This is a genomic window from Paenibacillus sp. GbtcB18 (genome assembly GCF_019091125.1).
GTDB lineage: Bacteria > Bacillota > Bacilli > Paenibacillales > NBRC-103111 > Paenibacillus_F > Paenibacillus_F chitinolyticus.
The window spans coordinates 252481-266236 of record NZ_JAGXJX010000001.1 but is presented as its reverse complement, the minus strand read 5'-3'; the positions used below and the strand labels follow the sequence as shown (position 1 = coordinate 266236).

General features: G+C 51.4%; 18 protein-coding genes. 2 read left to right on the top strand and 16 right to left on the bottom strand.

Going from position 1 to position 13756, the window contains the following annotated elements; genetic code table 11:
• Positions 1–59: 59 nt before the first annotated feature.
• Genes dapB through KVT34_RS01365 form a run of 3 tightly spaced genes read right to left on the bottom strand, consistent with a single transcriptional unit; the run spans position 60 to position 1815 of the window.
• Positions 60–866: a 4-hydroxy-tetrahydrodipicolinate reductase gene (dapB, locus tag KVT34_RS01375; protein ID WP_217556290.1), complete on the bottom strand. Its 807-nt coding sequence runs from the start codon at positions 864–866 to the stop codon at positions 60–62.
• Positions 867–899: 33 nt separating this feature from the next.
• Positions 900–1421, bottom strand: a complete 522-nt coding sequence (locus KVT34_RS01370) for a tetratricopeptide repeat protein (RefSeq protein ID WP_217556289.1) — start codon at positions 1419–1421, stop codon at positions 900–902.
• Between the two features lie 55 nt (positions 1422–1476).
• On the bottom strand, positions 1477–1815 hold the full coding sequence (locus KVT34_RS01365) for a nucleotide pyrophosphohydrolase (protein WP_042228410.1): 339 nt from the start codon (positions 1813–1815) through the stop codon (positions 1477–1479).
• Positions 1816–1989: 174 nt separating this feature from the next.
• Here KVT34_RS01365 and KVT34_RS01360 point away from each other — a divergent pair, with 174 nt between their 5' ends.
• Both KVT34_RS01360 and KVT34_RS01355 read left to right on the top strand, forming a co-directional pair.
• Positions 1990–2421: a WGxxGxxG-CTERM domain-containing protein gene (locus KVT34_RS01360; protein WP_217556288.1), complete on the top strand. Its 432-nt coding sequence runs from the start codon at positions 1990–1992 to the stop codon at positions 2419–2421.
• A gap of 171 nt (positions 2422–2592) precedes the next feature.
• Complete coding sequence (locus KVT34_RS01355; protein ID WP_217556287.1) at positions 2593–3471, top strand: YitT family protein; 879 nt, start codon at positions 2593–2595, stop codon at positions 3469–3471.
• Here KVT34_RS01355 and KVT34_RS01350 read toward each other — a convergent pair.
• The 13 genes from KVT34_RS01350 to KVT34_RS01290 form a co-directional block, all read right to left on the bottom strand.
• Complete coding sequence (locus KVT34_RS01350; RefSeq protein ID WP_217556286.1) at positions 3468–4337, bottom strand: sporulation protein YpjB; 870 nt, start codon at positions 4335–4337, stop codon at positions 3468–3470. The two genes, KVT34_RS01355 and KVT34_RS01350, sit on opposite strands and share 4 nt — an antisense overlap.
• Positions 4338–4380: 43 nt before the next feature.
• Positions 4381–5040 carry a DUF1405 domain-containing protein gene (locus KVT34_RS01345; protein ID WP_217556285.1) on the bottom strand — a complete coding sequence of 220 codons (660 nt, stop codon included), beginning with the start codon at positions 5038–5040 and terminating at the stop codon, positions 4381–4383.
• A gap of 103 nt (positions 5041–5143) precedes the next feature.
• Positions 5144–6034, bottom strand: coding sequence for a menaquinol-cytochrome c reductase cytochrome b/c subunit (locus KVT34_RS01340; RefSeq protein WP_217556284.1), 891 nt, complete (start codon positions 6032–6034; stop codon positions 5144–5146).
• Between the two features lie 20 nt (positions 6035–6054).
• Entirely contained in the window at positions 6055–6726 is a 672-nt protein-coding gene (qcrB, locus tag KVT34_RS01335) for a menaquinol-cytochrome c reductase cytochrome b subunit (protein WP_009675629.1), read from the bottom strand.
• An 18-nt stretch (positions 6727–6744) separates the two neighbouring features.
• Positions 6745–7290 (bottom strand): QcrA and Rieske domain-containing protein, encoded by a 546-nt coding sequence (locus KVT34_RS01330; protein ID WP_217556283.1) that lies wholly within the window; start codon positions 7288–7290, stop codon positions 6745–6747.
• A 254-nt stretch (positions 7291–7544) separates the two neighbouring features.
• Positions 7545–7997: a DUF2487 family protein gene (locus tag KVT34_RS01325; RefSeq protein WP_254634497.1), complete on the bottom strand. Its 453-nt coding sequence runs from the start codon at positions 7995–7997 to the stop codon at positions 7545–7547.
• Positions 7998–8200: 203 nt separating this feature from the next.
• Positions 8201–8389 (bottom strand): IDEAL domain-containing protein, encoded by a 189-nt coding sequence (locus tag KVT34_RS01320; protein ID WP_042228421.1) that lies wholly within the window; start codon positions 8387–8389, stop codon positions 8201–8203.
• A gap of 54 nt (positions 8390–8443) precedes the next feature.
• Positions 8444–8959 (bottom strand): gamma carbonic anhydrase family protein, encoded by a 516-nt coding sequence (locus tag KVT34_RS01315; RefSeq protein WP_042228423.1) that lies wholly within the window; start codon positions 8957–8959, stop codon positions 8444–8446.
• 102 nt (positions 8960–9061) lie between these two features.
• Positions 9062–10177 carry a hypothetical protein gene (locus tag KVT34_RS01310; RefSeq protein WP_217556282.1) on the bottom strand — a complete coding sequence of 372 codons (1116 nt, stop codon included), beginning with the start codon at positions 10175–10177 and terminating at the stop codon, positions 9062–9064.
• Positions 10178–10350: 173 nt separating this feature from the next.
• A complete protein-coding gene (locus tag KVT34_RS01305; protein WP_217556281.1) occupies positions 10351–10941 on the bottom strand; it encodes a histidine phosphatase family protein in 591 nt (196 codons plus the stop codon).
• Between the two features lie 49 nt (positions 10942–10990).
• The gene (locus KVT34_RS01300) at positions 10991–11617 is read right to left on the bottom strand and encodes an anti-sigma factor family protein (protein WP_217556280.1); all 627 of its coding nucleotides are present in this window, start codon (positions 11615–11617) and stop codon (positions 10991–10993) included.
• A complete protein-coding gene (locus tag KVT34_RS01295) occupies positions 11614–12210 on the bottom strand; it encodes an RNA polymerase sigma factor (protein WP_217556279.1) in 597 nt (198 codons plus the stop codon). Before KVT34_RS01295 ends, KVT34_RS01300 begins: the two co-directional genes overlap by 4 nt.
• 439 nt (positions 12211–12649) lie before the next feature.
• Complete coding sequence (locus KVT34_RS01290; protein ID WP_217556278.1) at positions 12650–13738, bottom strand: prephenate dehydrogenase; 1089 nt, start codon at positions 13736–13738, stop codon at positions 12650–12652.
• Positions 13739–13756: the final 18 nt, after the last annotated feature.

Sequence of the window (13756 nt, the reverse complement as noted above, 5' to 3'; positions counted from 1 at the left end):
GAAGTATGAAAAATGAACAGGAGTCATTAGGAAATCCGCTGGAAGGAATGAAGGAACAATCAGTCGATAAAATGTTCGAACCCGTAGATCATGCCTTCATAGGTCATCACTTTATGCACAGCCGTATTCACGCCTGGCATATAAGCCGCGCGCTCATAGGAATCATGCCGGATTTTGAGCGACTCGCCGTACGCCCCCATAATAACTTCTTGCTGGGCAAAAACACCCGGAAGCCGGACGCTGTGGATACGGAAGCCGTTATAATAAGCTCCGCGCGCTCCTTCAAGCTGCTCCTCTTCTTTGGGGTTTCCTTGCCGGAACTCTTCCCGGTTCTGGGAGATAAGTTCCGCTGTTTTCACGGAAGTACCCGATGGTGCATCAAGCTTCTGGTCCCCGTGATATTCGATGATTTCCAGGTGAGGGAAATATTTGGCCGCCTGTGAAGCGAATTTCATCATCAGAATAGCGCCGATGGAGAAATTGGGGGCGATCAGTCCGCCGATTTTTTTATCCTTGCATTGTTTGTCCAACTCTTCGATATCTTCGGTTGTAAAACCCGTCGTTCCGATTACCGGTCTGACACCATGACGAATAGCCAGCGCCGTATTGGCGACAGCGCTCTGAGGCCCGGTAAAATCTACCAGAACGTCCGCTTTGCTTTCAACTAAAGCCAGCTCCAGATCGTTGGACATTTTAACGCCGCAATCCGGAAGACCCGCCAAAGATGCGGCGTCTACCGGACCGGAGGACCGGTCAACGGCAGCCACCAGCTTCAAGGAGGAATCTCCGAGTACCATTTTTACCACTTCACGGCCCATTCGTCCGCTTGCTCCGGCAACCGCTACTTTAATTACTTCCTGAGTCATCACATATACCGCCTTTCTTATCTTGTGCAGTGTTTAAGGTTTCAAATACTGGCGCAGTTTCCTGCGGTACTCCTCCAGCAGTCCTGCTGCTGCCTTATTCAGCGGTTCGAGGCGAATGGCCTCTTTGGCCGCGTGTACGGCCAGATCATAGTCGTCTACCCCCGCGTACGCGGCGGCAAGCTTCAAGCAGGCTTCAGCACTCAGCGGATCCAAAGCAGCCGCCTGCTTCAACAAAGCAATCGCGGTTTGAAGCTGTTCTCTTTCCCGGCTTTGATCCAGACACTTGTCCGCTTCCGCAATCAGAGATTTGGCTTTCAGCGTAGTCAGATGATACTGATAAGCTTCGCTTTCAGGTTCCAACCCATAAGCGGCAACCGCATGATCGATCGCTTTTCCGAGTTTTCCGCTCCTGGCAAACGTAATCGATAGCTTATAATGGTAGGAAGCGTTGTCTGGCTCCGACAATACCGCCTTTTCGAACCATGAAATGGCATCTTCGAAATCATTGTTCAGAATAGCCTCGTAAGCCTTCTGAATTTCCTGTTCCCCATCCATCTGTCCATCCTCCTTCCGCCCGCAACAGAGCCGGGGATGGTACAGCATATGAGGGTTAGTCGGAATCGGTGTGTATTTTCGTCCACCTGTCCGCATCACGCGTGTTGAATTTCTTCATCACTTTATCGTGCGCTTCCGTTAAATCAATGCCAAGAGAATTGGCGAAGCAGATGGTAATAAATAAGATGTCGCCGAGTTCCAGCTCTATCGAGTTTTCTTCTTCGGAAGCCTTTTTGGGTTTCTCTCCGAACTGATGATTGACTTCCCTGGCCAATTCCCCGACTTCCTCGGACATTCTGGCCAGCATGGCAAGAGGACTGAAATATCCCTCTTTGAATTGCGATATGTATGTATCCACTTCCTGCTGTAGATCTTTCATTGAACGTTCCGGCATAATACGGCCTCTCTTTCCTTCCAGCCTAACTTCAATCTTATCAACATCTTATTATAGACTCGTTTTTATTGCAATTTTCGATTTGCGGACAACACTTTCCTTGTATGACATTTAGGGGGGAGGGAAAACCAAAGACAAGCAGCAAACGAAGCCAACCAGGAAGGCGGGAATCAGATGAAACGGGTATACAGTTTTTCACTCTGCATTATGATGTTTTTGACCGTTTGCGGTACCTGCATCGCACAATCCGCTGACCGCGGCATAAAAGGAGAACCCGGAACGCTCGGTTACCCGGATCAAAAGCCCTCATCTTACGGAACTCAGCCGATTAAATCAGGCATTAGCGGCTCCACCGGAACGTATGATCCGTCGCAGTATTCAAACGGCGGCGTAGGCACAAGTCTGCCCCAGCCTCAAGTAAACCCCGTTCCCAAGCCGGGAGACTATCCTCCGTCAAAAAAATACAACGTCAACCTGATACCGTTCGATTCCAAAGTATCCGATTCCGCGAGGAGAGACGATCCGACCTGGGACTGGCTGGGATTCATCGGTGTGCTCGGTTTAGCCGGATTTATCGGTAAATACCGCAAAAAGGAATTTTATTAGCGTCCTCTCTTCCCATGCAAAAAAACAGGCCAAGGAAGGAACCCGGCCTGTTTTTCCATATAATCCGGCAGAAACAATCAAGTCGCCTCCGGCGCCCGGATGACAACGGACCCGAATTTCATTACAATAGGATTGGTGATTAGTGGCAAGTCAGGGAAGGAGGAGAAAACAATGGCAATGGCATTAAAAGATAAGATAATGCCGTATTTGAAGCAGTTCTTGCCGATCGCGTTCGGAACCGCCATTTTTTCGTTCGGAGTCCATTATTTTGTTATTCCCAATGAGCTGATGGAAGGCGGGCTCACAGGCATATCGCTGCTTCTGCACTATATTTTTCTGCTTCCGCCTTCCGCGACGACGCTCGTTCTGAATGTGCCGCTCTTTTACTTGGGGTGGAGGCATTTCGGCTCTAAAGCTATGGTCTACACGATCTTCGGCTCTCTTTCGTCTTCGTTTTTCTTATGGGTGATGGAAATCATGATCGGAAAAGGATGGATCATCCCTTTTGCCACCAAGCAGGATTATTTGCTTGCCGCCTTATATGCGGGATTTACGATAGGTTTGGGACTCGGAATCGTATTCCGTTTCGGAGGTACGACCGGGGGATCGGATATTCTTGCCCAACTGGGAAACAAGTGGAAAGGCTGGAGTGTCGGGCAGGTTATTCTGCTGATCGACCTCATCGTTATCGGCACATCTTTACTCTACATACCGAAGGAAAAAGTACTCTACTCACTGGTCAGCGTGTTTATCGGCTCCAAGATGATTGATTACATCACGGAAGGCTCGCATTCCGCCAAAGCCTTTACGATTATTACCAATGAAGCGGAAAACGTGTCTCAGGCGATTCAAAAGGAATTGGACCGGGGCGTTACTCTTTTTCCGGCCAAAGGGGCTTTCTCCCGTCAAGAGAAAGAAGTGGTCTACTGCGTGGTGTATCGGCAGGAAATGCGAAGGCTCAAGGAACTGGTCAAATCCATTGACCCCACCGCATTCATTATTATCAATGAAGTGCACGAAGTATTGGGAGAAGGCTTCAAGGTTGACTAGAAGCCTTCTCTGTTTTTATTCCGGACGGTATCGTAGCCGGGCTTTAACCGGAACATCCGCCAGCCGGCAAACATCAGGACGCCGATAATGAACGCGCCGACGCCAAGCGACCAGAATACGGGCTCCTGCGTGTCGGGCAGCGGCAGGAAAGCTTCACGGTCGGAGCGGCCGAATATCCCATCGATTGTCTTGCCGAACTCTCCCGAAGCTTGAAGCAAATTGGTTTTGTCGAGTGTTGGAGCGGCCAATCCCTTTCTCATAAACACGAGCAAGGAATCCAGCTTCTCCACTTCCGCAGGAGCACGGCTGATCAACAGCGCCGGTCGAATGGTCGACATATGCCGGTACAGCTTGTTATAGTCCAGCAGAGCCTCAAGCTTTTTCCGGGCCGCTACATTCGTCTCGATCCGTCTCAAGTCATCTTTGATCAACTTGTAGTACTGCAGCCACATGGGCTGCCCCCGGTGAGTGAGCGCGTCGGCGGCCAGTCTAATTTTGGCGGCGGCAAAGCGCCCTTCATCCAGGGAAAAGGAAACAGAGGCATAGGTTTTCTTCGCCCCCGTAATCGTTTCCGTCAGTGCATGCAAACCTTCTATCGTAATCGAACCGTCATACGTCAGCTTAGTCGCAAGTTCTCCGAGCCGTTCGAGTTCGATTCTGGCTTCCGTCGTTTTCCCCTGTTCCGACAGCTTGTACAGCTGCTCAGCGGCTTCATTCAAGGATTCAGCCGTCTTCATTTGAACCGGAGTCATCGATGCCGCGGGAACTGCTTCTCTCGGGGCCGGCGCACAACCAACCGCCGCCGAAGCGAAGATTGCCCATGCTCCGAGCAATCCGATAATCCGCCTGCAAGAACTAAACAACATGTGGACATCCCTCCTACCACATCATATGGAGGGATGTCCACATTTAGACCTTGCGGAGCCGGTGTTTTTGATAAGGCAGATAAGCAAGAGCCGCAAGAATGCCCGCTGCGCTTAATCCGATGGTAAACCACTGGATCGTATCCAGATGCGGCATGAGAACCTCAGAAAGTCTGGGAAAGATCCCCTTCGTGTAGTCCATCCAATCGTTCGCAAACGCCCAGACAGCCACCAGCAGCACGGCGGCAACCGAGTAAGTCATCACCGATGCGAATAAAAGCACCTCAATCGCCATACCCAAATGAGAAAGAGTAAGCATCCAATCCTGCCAGGCGACCGGGTCTCCCAGCGCATAGCCGGACCAGATCATGGCTACGGCCCAGATACCGTATTTAAAGGAAGTCACCAGCCCGAACGCTTCAATAAATCCCCGCAGCAGTGACCTTTTCCCCAAACCGACTCCGGCCGTCCGCTCATCTCTTAACAAATACAGCAGGGTTAGCGTAAAAAACAGGCTTGCCGTAGGGCTATCCGGAACAAAGGGCAGGTACCAGGCAGGCTCGAAATCATACGTATCCATTAACTGATATTTATACCAGTAGTAGCCGTATACGGTCCCCAAAGCATTAATCCAAAACAGCAGCCATAGCATAGGCCGGCTTCTCAAGAGAGTAAGCGCCTGATGCAGGGTGGCGTTATTTCTCATCGTTCTGCTCCCCTCGAAAATCCGGCTAACGGATCTCTTGCGTACATTTTTCGTTTTACAAAAAAACCTGACCGTCTGCGTACGGTCAGGTTCTTAGACATGCTTATTGGGCTTTCTTTTGTTTAGCAAGCCAGTCAGCCAGTTTGTCCAAATCGGCATCGGTTAACCCTTTGGCGATATTGTCTTTATACTGAGGCTGCATAGCCCCCTGGCCGTTCTTGATGATGTTCATGATCTGTTCCTTATCATGCTTATCACCCACACCGCGAAGTGGCGGGATTCCGTTGTTCGGCATCCCTTTCAGGTCGGCGACATGACAAGATACGCAAGTCGCTTTCTTATAAATCTCCATTGCCGGATCGTCTGCCGCCACGATGCCTGCCGCTTTCTGCTGCTGTCCGCCACCGCCGGAAGCGGCGCCTCCGGCTGCTTTCTTCTCTTTCATTTCTTCTTCACGCTTGATGTGCTCCGGAATCGTGTTAGTCGCTTTCAATTCCAACTGGTAATGGTGCCAGGAGGTATACGTCAAGTATGCGGAAGCGATTAACGTCAGAAGCGCCAGAGAAGAAGCGATCGGGCGTCTGTAGAACCGGCGCTCTTTCCCCGTATCCAGGAACGGTGCCAGAAGAAGTCCGCCGAACATCAGTCCGGGTACGATCAACGTACCGAAAACAACGTACTGATCCGATGTATACGGATATTTCAGCAGTTGGTACATAAACAGGAAGTACCAGTCCGGAATCGGAATAAAGGATGTGTTCTTAGGATCAGCCGGGTAGCCGAGCGGCGCCGGTTCTGAAATAACCAGACACAATACACCGACCAGAAATACAACGGCAACCATCCATTCTTTCAATAGAAAGTTCGGAATGAACGCTTCGGATTTTCCGGGATAAGACGAATAATCCGGAGGTACGGTGTTTTTTACTGTTTTCTTAACACGAGAATCGCCTACATAGACGACTTTCTCGCCATCTTTTTGTCCGTGAGCCACTTAAGTACCCTCCTTTCATTTTATAGCGGTCCGGAAATCCCCTGCCTGCGAATCATCAAGAAGTGTCCGGCCAGTAATGCGAGGAGAGCTGCAGGTAGGAAGAACACGTGAAGTGCGAAGAATCTCGTCAGCGTCTGCGCACCTACAATATCTCCACCCTGCAGGAACGTTTGAACATATTGGCCCAAGAATGGGATCGATGCCGCGATCTTGATCCCTACTTGAGTAGCATAGTAGGCTTTGTTATCCCAAGGAAGCAGGTAACCGGTGAAACCAAGACCAAGCATAACAAAGAAGATCAGCATGCCGACGACCCAGTTCATTTCACGAGGCGCTTTATACGAACCCGTGAAGAAAACGCGGAGCGTATGTAACAGCATCATAACGATAACAAGGGATGCTCCCCAGTGGTGCATACCGCGCACGATAACGCCGAATGCTACCTGGTGCTGCAAATAGTCAACGCTTGCATAAGCGTTGATAATGTCCGGTGTATAATACATCGTCAAGAACATACCGGACAAGATTTGAATTACAGTGACAAAGAACGTCAGACCGCCGAAACAATAAACGAAAGCGGAAAAATGGTGAGCCGGATTGACGTGTTCGGGAACCTCGTGATCGGCTACGTCCCTCCAGATCGGCGTGATATCTAGACGTTCGTCGATCCAGTTGTACATATTTTTAAACATCTGATCGTTACGCCCTCCTTATTTCGCCCTTGTGTTAGCGTGCAGCTGTCCCAGATAGACGAATCCTTTATCGATTTTTACGTCGTATTCGTCCAGCGGAGCTGGAGCTACCGCAAGGTTTTTGCCGTCAGCGGTGTAATGCGCGCCGTGGCATGGGCAAAAATACTGGTTTTTGTACTCGGGATTGTTGTTCCAGTTAACCGTACAACCCAAGTGCTTACATGTCGGGTTCAAGGCGAAGATTTTGCCGTCTTGACCCTTGGTGATCCATGCGGTCAGTTCCACATCGCTCTCGTACCAGCCGTCCACCTGATGAACCTGGAACGTGAATGATGTGGGCTCATTCGTAATTTTGGCTTCTTCAACTACTTTGACCCAATCCGAAGCCTTCTTCGGCTGAAGCACCGGATCCACCGCGAATCTCAGCATTGGAGCTACCATACCGGCCGCCATGAAAGCGGTGGTACCGCCGAGCGTGTACGAAAGAAACTGGCGGCGGGACATTTGACGCCGTACTACTGGCTTCTTGCCATGGTGCTCATTCGAATTGTTGCGTTCACTCATTTCGCGTGCTACCCCCCTAAGCCATTCAATTTGTCGCATGACAAATCGAACCTATATCACGTGTCGTTCGACATTATCTTACACTTCATAGACTAGGACATTACTAATAATATCCTACGACCTTTGGGGCGTCAAGGATGTAGCCGCAAGGTCTTGGGAGTGCCTTCTCGGGTTGTGTTGCGAATTTAACAAAATTGTCACAATTTCCCCCGGGAAACACGCCATCCTTTTTATCTTTACCAAATTTTCGAATTCTAACGAATCTCTTCAGATTTTTTTGAAAACCAGAGCTGCTCGATCCGTTCCCCTATCGCTTTCTTCGCTTCCTGTCCGGGATTCCGAACCGCCTCGGGGGAAACGTACACGATCAGATCCGCATTCTGCAGCTGCCAAGCCCCGATCTCCGGATGCGCGGTCACCACGACGACATAAGCGAAACCGGCCTTTCTTAACTGCCCGCAGGTCCTTTCCACGTATTCACGATCCCTATCTTCCGAGGTACAGTAGTGGAGGGCCGGGTACGTGACGACTCTTCCTTTATAAGGTATCTCAAGCACGTCCAATACGTCCCTGAGGCTTTCCAGGGCGTCTCCCGCTTCCCAGGGCGTCTCCCCGCCGCCTAGCCCCGTAACGGGAAGCAGACAGGTGTCCAAATACGGCTGCAGATCCGTCCAGTCTTTTTCCGTAATTTCGCTAAACTTCATCATTCTCTCCCCTTCCGGTCAATAGAGCTACTTTACCATATCGGGACAAACGGCGGGTACCTTTTTATCCCGTGAAAATCAAAAAACCCCCTCCTTCCGCCAGAACGCATCCGCCTGGATGGTCCGCAAGAAAGAGAGGGTAATGGCGGGACATGCCCGGTTGCGGCAGTCCTGTTTTTAACAAGTTTTGTGACAACACGGGCAGCCTAACTGGGGGATTGGATGGATTTGAGTTCGGCGGTAAGCGCTAGAAATGTAGCTTCATCACCCTCGGCTAGAGCGCTGTCAATCTGTTGATAGAGATGATTTTCTTTATACTTCCGCATGGCGTCGTCCATTACCAATTCAGCGATCAGACCCAGCAGCGCTTCATTTGAAACATTCATTCTTCCCATAGGGATCTACCTCCAGGTATCGTCCGCACAATGCAGAGCAGCGATAGGATTGTATTACTTCCCTGGTTCCATCCGGTACTCTCTTCCCTTGCCTACATAGTTATCCGTGGTGCGTTTCATCCGTTCGAGATCCTGAGGTGTTAATTCCCGCACAACTTTTGCCGGAGTTCCCAGCGACAGCGTATAAGCCGGAAGAATCGTACCTTCAGTAACGAGAGAACCTGCCCCTACTAAAGCATATTCACCGATCTCGGCGCCGTTTAGTACGATCGCCCCCATTCCGATTAATGTGCCCCTGCCTATACGGCAGCCGTGTATAAGGGCACCATGACCGACGGAAACGTCGTCTTCTACGATCAGCGGCTGGTCCGTGTTAACATGACCGATGCATCCGTCTTGAATATTGCACCGGTTCCCGATCCGGATCGGAGCCAAATCTCCTCTCAGGACGGCATTGAACCAGATGGTGGAATCTTCACCGACAGAAACATCTCCGATAATCTGTACGCCCGGGGCGATGTAGACCGAAGACGCGATAGCGGGAAATAAGCCTTTAAAAGGATGCAGCATAGCGCCACTCACTCCTCTGGATTTTTTCTCATCATAAATGCCGGAAGGAGAGGGCGTCAACGTGCCGGGAGCCCGCTAAGGACAGCCGGAGTTGACGGGGCGCTATTCTTTTAATTCGATTTTGTCTTCCTCGGCAATCGTGTTGCCGGCAATCGTTTTGCCGCCCAGAGGGGTGATGCGGACCACGGCTCCTGCATGCTCTTCTTCCCCGACGGCAAGCAATCCCAGATGCATCATCATGGCGATAATCCGCTGTTCGAAAATCGACTCCGGCGTATCGTAGTAAAACGGCCGGATTAACGGACACAGCACTTCCGCAAGCGACGCGGTCGTCACCCAAGTGCCCGCCAGCCGGGCCGTCCATTGGACGATCGACTGGAGGTTGTAAACAGGGCCTTTGTAGAGCCGGAGCCAGAAGCGGTACAGTTCGTCCTGGCCCGGCTTTATCCCGGCGTCCGTCATTTCCTCGCCTTTCTCCGTCAGATGCAGCAGCCCGCCCCGTTCCTGGAGAAGCTCCTGGAAGAAGCAGTAGTCGTAGATCAGCGAGAACCGGTTCGGATATTCCTTGAATTTGCGTCCGTAGCCGAATCTCCATGCCGTCTTGCCCACAAGCTCTTCCTTGACCGCCATGCCGCCCAGTATCTGGGAGAGCTGCCGCTTGTACATGACGTCTTCATGAGTCAGCAGCACTTCATGGTCCCTGATAAACTGCATTAGCTGAAGCACATCGTCAGCCATCAGGGTATGTTCCTCACGATAGACGGCAGGATCGTTCGTATAGATAAGGCGGCTTTTGTAATTGCGGGTCAGCACATCGCCGAAACGCCGCTTCAAATCATTTGGCACTTGAAAAAGATACTTGGTCTGCTGGGAATAGCCGTGAAACAGCCAGCCGTGCTTTTTGAATTTCGAGATCGTGTCGCGCGGGTTGGAATTTTCCTTCTCTTCCTTCAAAAACTTAGCCTGCTGCACGCGGGCAACGAGCTCTTCCAGACTGAACAGCCCCCGCTCTTCAAACAACAGGGTGTTTAAAAACCGGAGATCTTCCATCGTCAGCGCGTCTACCCGCTCTTCGAAAATGTCCCTGCGGCTGACCGTAGTCAATATAGACTGGATCAGCTCGTTTTTGGAATGCATATTGCACTCGCAGGCATAGGTATCCGCTATCCGGTTTAAATCGTGAATATCCGCGTAACTGAGCATATCGGCCAGATTCAAGTCCGCCACCTCCTTTCACGACTCCTGTCCGTCTTTCATGAACGCAATCCTTCTAGTTAGCCGTATACTTGTTGGTACTACTCAGTATGGGAATAAATCCCTGAATTAAACCTTTTCACGCAAAAAAAAGCACATCCGCCTTCCGGCAGACATGCTTTTCCTGTTTCCGTCGCTCACACGATTAAATGCTTCGTACAATTATACAGCGTGCATTCCCACACGTCCGTGCCTTGGCGGACAATCGTCAAAGACGCGTTCGTAAGCGGGTCGTCCCGACGCTCCAGTCTCATCGTCTCCAACGCTCGTCCAATAAACGCTCCATGGCTGACGATCAGCATCCGGCTGCGGGGGTATTTCACGCTTAAATCCGCATAGAACGAAAGCCAGCGGCTGCGGACTTGTTCGTCCGTCTCCCCCCCAAGCTCGAGCTGCAGCCAGTCGGGTCCCCAGCGGTCGAGCCGTTCCTGGAGCGTCGTGCCCTCCACCTGGCCGAAGCCTTTCTCCCTCAGCCTGCTGTCCGTTCCGGCTATCGGGATGCCCGATCGTTCGCTGATCAGCTGCGCGCTTTCCTTCGCGCGTTTCAAATCACTGCTGATGATGCCGTCCCACGCTTCTCCACGCAGCCGTGCACCCAGCCGCCTTGCCTGCTCTCTTCCCTCTTCGGTAAGCTCCGTGTCGAGTGCTCCCTGTATTTTTCCTAAAAGGTTCCACTCGGTACTGCCGTGCCGGATTAACCCGATTGTGGTCAATATAATCTCCTCCATAAACAAACCAGCTCCGTAAGAGCTGGCGGGTACTTGACTAAGTTTTCTTTTATCGTTTGCCGCGTTCGATCCAGGCATGAAACAAGAAGCTCACAAACAACCCGATCAGCGATAACGCGATGAGATGATGAACATAAGGAGGTAAAACAAACGTGTTACTATTCGGCATAACCGCCGAAACATTCAAACCCGCAACGGCCTGCTTCATCGTGCGGCCGTTCATCGACGAGGTCCCTTCCATTCCCGGCGATCCGGCATAGGCATGCTCATACGTCAAGCTTAACCCTTTCCCCAGAAAAGCGGGAGACGAGTTCAGTGAGAGGCACAGCAGTACGCCTACGAAAAGCAGCAGGCAGAAGGAAGCCGCCAAACGGCCCGCGCCGCGAAATTTACCGCCGCGACCGGAGCTTGCCGCGGCCCCTACCTCTGCGGGATAACGCCACGGCTCGTAAGCGCCGATCCGCTGCATGACCGAATCCGCGATGGATACTCGCGGGATAGGCGTATCGGTACGCAGCGATAAACGGATCAGGTCCCGGCACTCCTGCCACGCGAGGAACTGTTCCGAGCATCGCTTGCAGCTGTCCGAATGTACCCGGACGGCCTGGCGCCTCAGCTCGCTGGCCGTGCCTTCTATGCATTCAAGCAGCCATTCCTGAACATCCTCACATTTCATCTCCGCGTCATCCCCTCGCATTCTTCCAGCCAATTATCGGTGTGGTAGTAGGGCTCCATCTGCAGCTTTACACTGGCTCTGGCCCGAAACAACAGCGATTTGACCGAACTGACGGTTTGTCCCAAAATGGATGCGATCTCCTGGTAATCCAGTTGATCGTATTCCCTGAGGATCAGAGCCGATCTCTGCTTCTCCGGCAGACTATTGATCGCAAGCCGGACCATGGAGACTTTCTCCTTCCGGATGACGGTCTGTTCGGGAAGCGATTCAAACGAAGTTTGAGGGGTATGTCCGCAATTGTCCAACGATATTTTAACGATTTTGTGTTTGCGCATTTCACTCAGCACGGTGTTCCGTGCGATCGTATACAACCAGGTAGAGAAGGAAGCTTCCGCTTCACGGAACGAACTCAGGCTCCGGTAAGCTTTGTAAAAAGTTTCGTTGCACAAATCCTCAGCCATCAGCTCCAGTTGGGCGCTTTTGAGCATATGATAAATAAAAACGAAAATTTTGCGCTCATAACGGTGCATCAGCTCGTTGTATTTCCCTATATTTCCATCCTTAACCTCACGAATCAACTGGGTATCCGTCATTACGTGCACCCCTCCTGCACAGTACGTTCGGGTTCCCCGCTTCCGTTTACATGCTTATACCGGGCGGGAACCAAAAAGTTGCGCGGTCTGCGGGCTAACTTCCAATCGAAGCACAACATGATATCACTATAACAAATATTGCATAGAGCTGTAAAATTTTCTCCGGTCCGCAGCGATACTGAAAAAAGGCAAAAAAAAAACCACCTCTACGAGGCGGCTGCACAATGTGCGATTATCGGATAGGAGTGGAGAGAAACCATACTGTACTTTTATTATATGAATCCGTTTACAAAAAGTCAATGCTTTTTTGAAAACGTTTACGAAAAAGTTTTTGAAGGCCGCTGCTTCCATTAAAAAAAGCCTCTCTCCCGCATAGGCCTGCATAAAGCATCTATGCATAGTGGGAAAGAGACTTCATTGTTTCGCATAAGAAACCGACCTAAACGTGGATGGAAAATTGTTCGCTGAGCAGGGCCGATGCTCTGTCCGCGGTTTCCTGGTCCCGGAAAGACAGACGGAGTACGCCCGGCACGTCGAGACGGCTCTCGATGATCTGCAGGTTGCTCAGGTTGAGCCGATGCTTGCCGAGCAGCGTTGCGATCTGCCCGATCATTCCCGGATGGTCCGGAATATCCGCGTAAATATCGTACAGCGGCGTAAGCATTCCTTTCCGGCGGTCCGGCACCTGCTTGCGGAATGTCCCGGCTACCTCAAACTGCTTCTCGATGCCCTCGGCGTCTTCTTTCTCGAGAAGCTCGCGGAACACCGAGATCTGCCGATCCCAGTCGTCCAGAAGTTTCAGCAGAACGTTGCGGTTGTTGATGAGGATATCCCGCCATATAAAGGGATCGCTGGAAGCGATGCGCGTAATATCGCGGAAACCTCCGGCCGCCAGGTTTTTGTAGAGCTCATTGGATTCGTTGTACGTGCGGATCTGGTTAACGAGCGCGACTGCAATCATGTGCGGCAGGTGTGAGATGGCTCCCACGATATCGTCGTGTTCGCGTGCGTCCACTCGGATTATCTGGGCTTGCGTATACGCAAGAAGTTTGGCCAAACGCTCGACTTCAGCAACCGGCGTGTCCGTGCCCGGTGTCAGAACGTAGAATGCATTCTCGAACAAATGCGACGAGGCGGCTTCCATGCCGGAACGCTCCGAACCGGCCATAGGATGACCGCCGATAAAATAAGCGTCCTTAAAGCGCAGTTTCTCCGCACACTGTACGACGGACAGCTTGGTGCTACCCACATCCGTTATAAGGCAGCCCTTTTTTAAGGAGAACTGCTTTAACCGTTCGAGATACGTTTCCAGCGCCCCTACGGGCACACACAGAAAAATGATATCGGCGGCTTCGGCCGCCGCCTGCATCGAAGTCGTTCCTTCGTCCACGATGCGTCTTTTCACCATATTTTCCACCGACGTCGGGTTATTGGAGTGGCCAATGACTGTAACGTCCGGTTTGCCTTTGAAGCATAAAGCGAGCGAGCCGCCAATGAGCCCGACGCCGAAAATTGAGATTGTCGTCATGTTTGATAACCTTTTCCT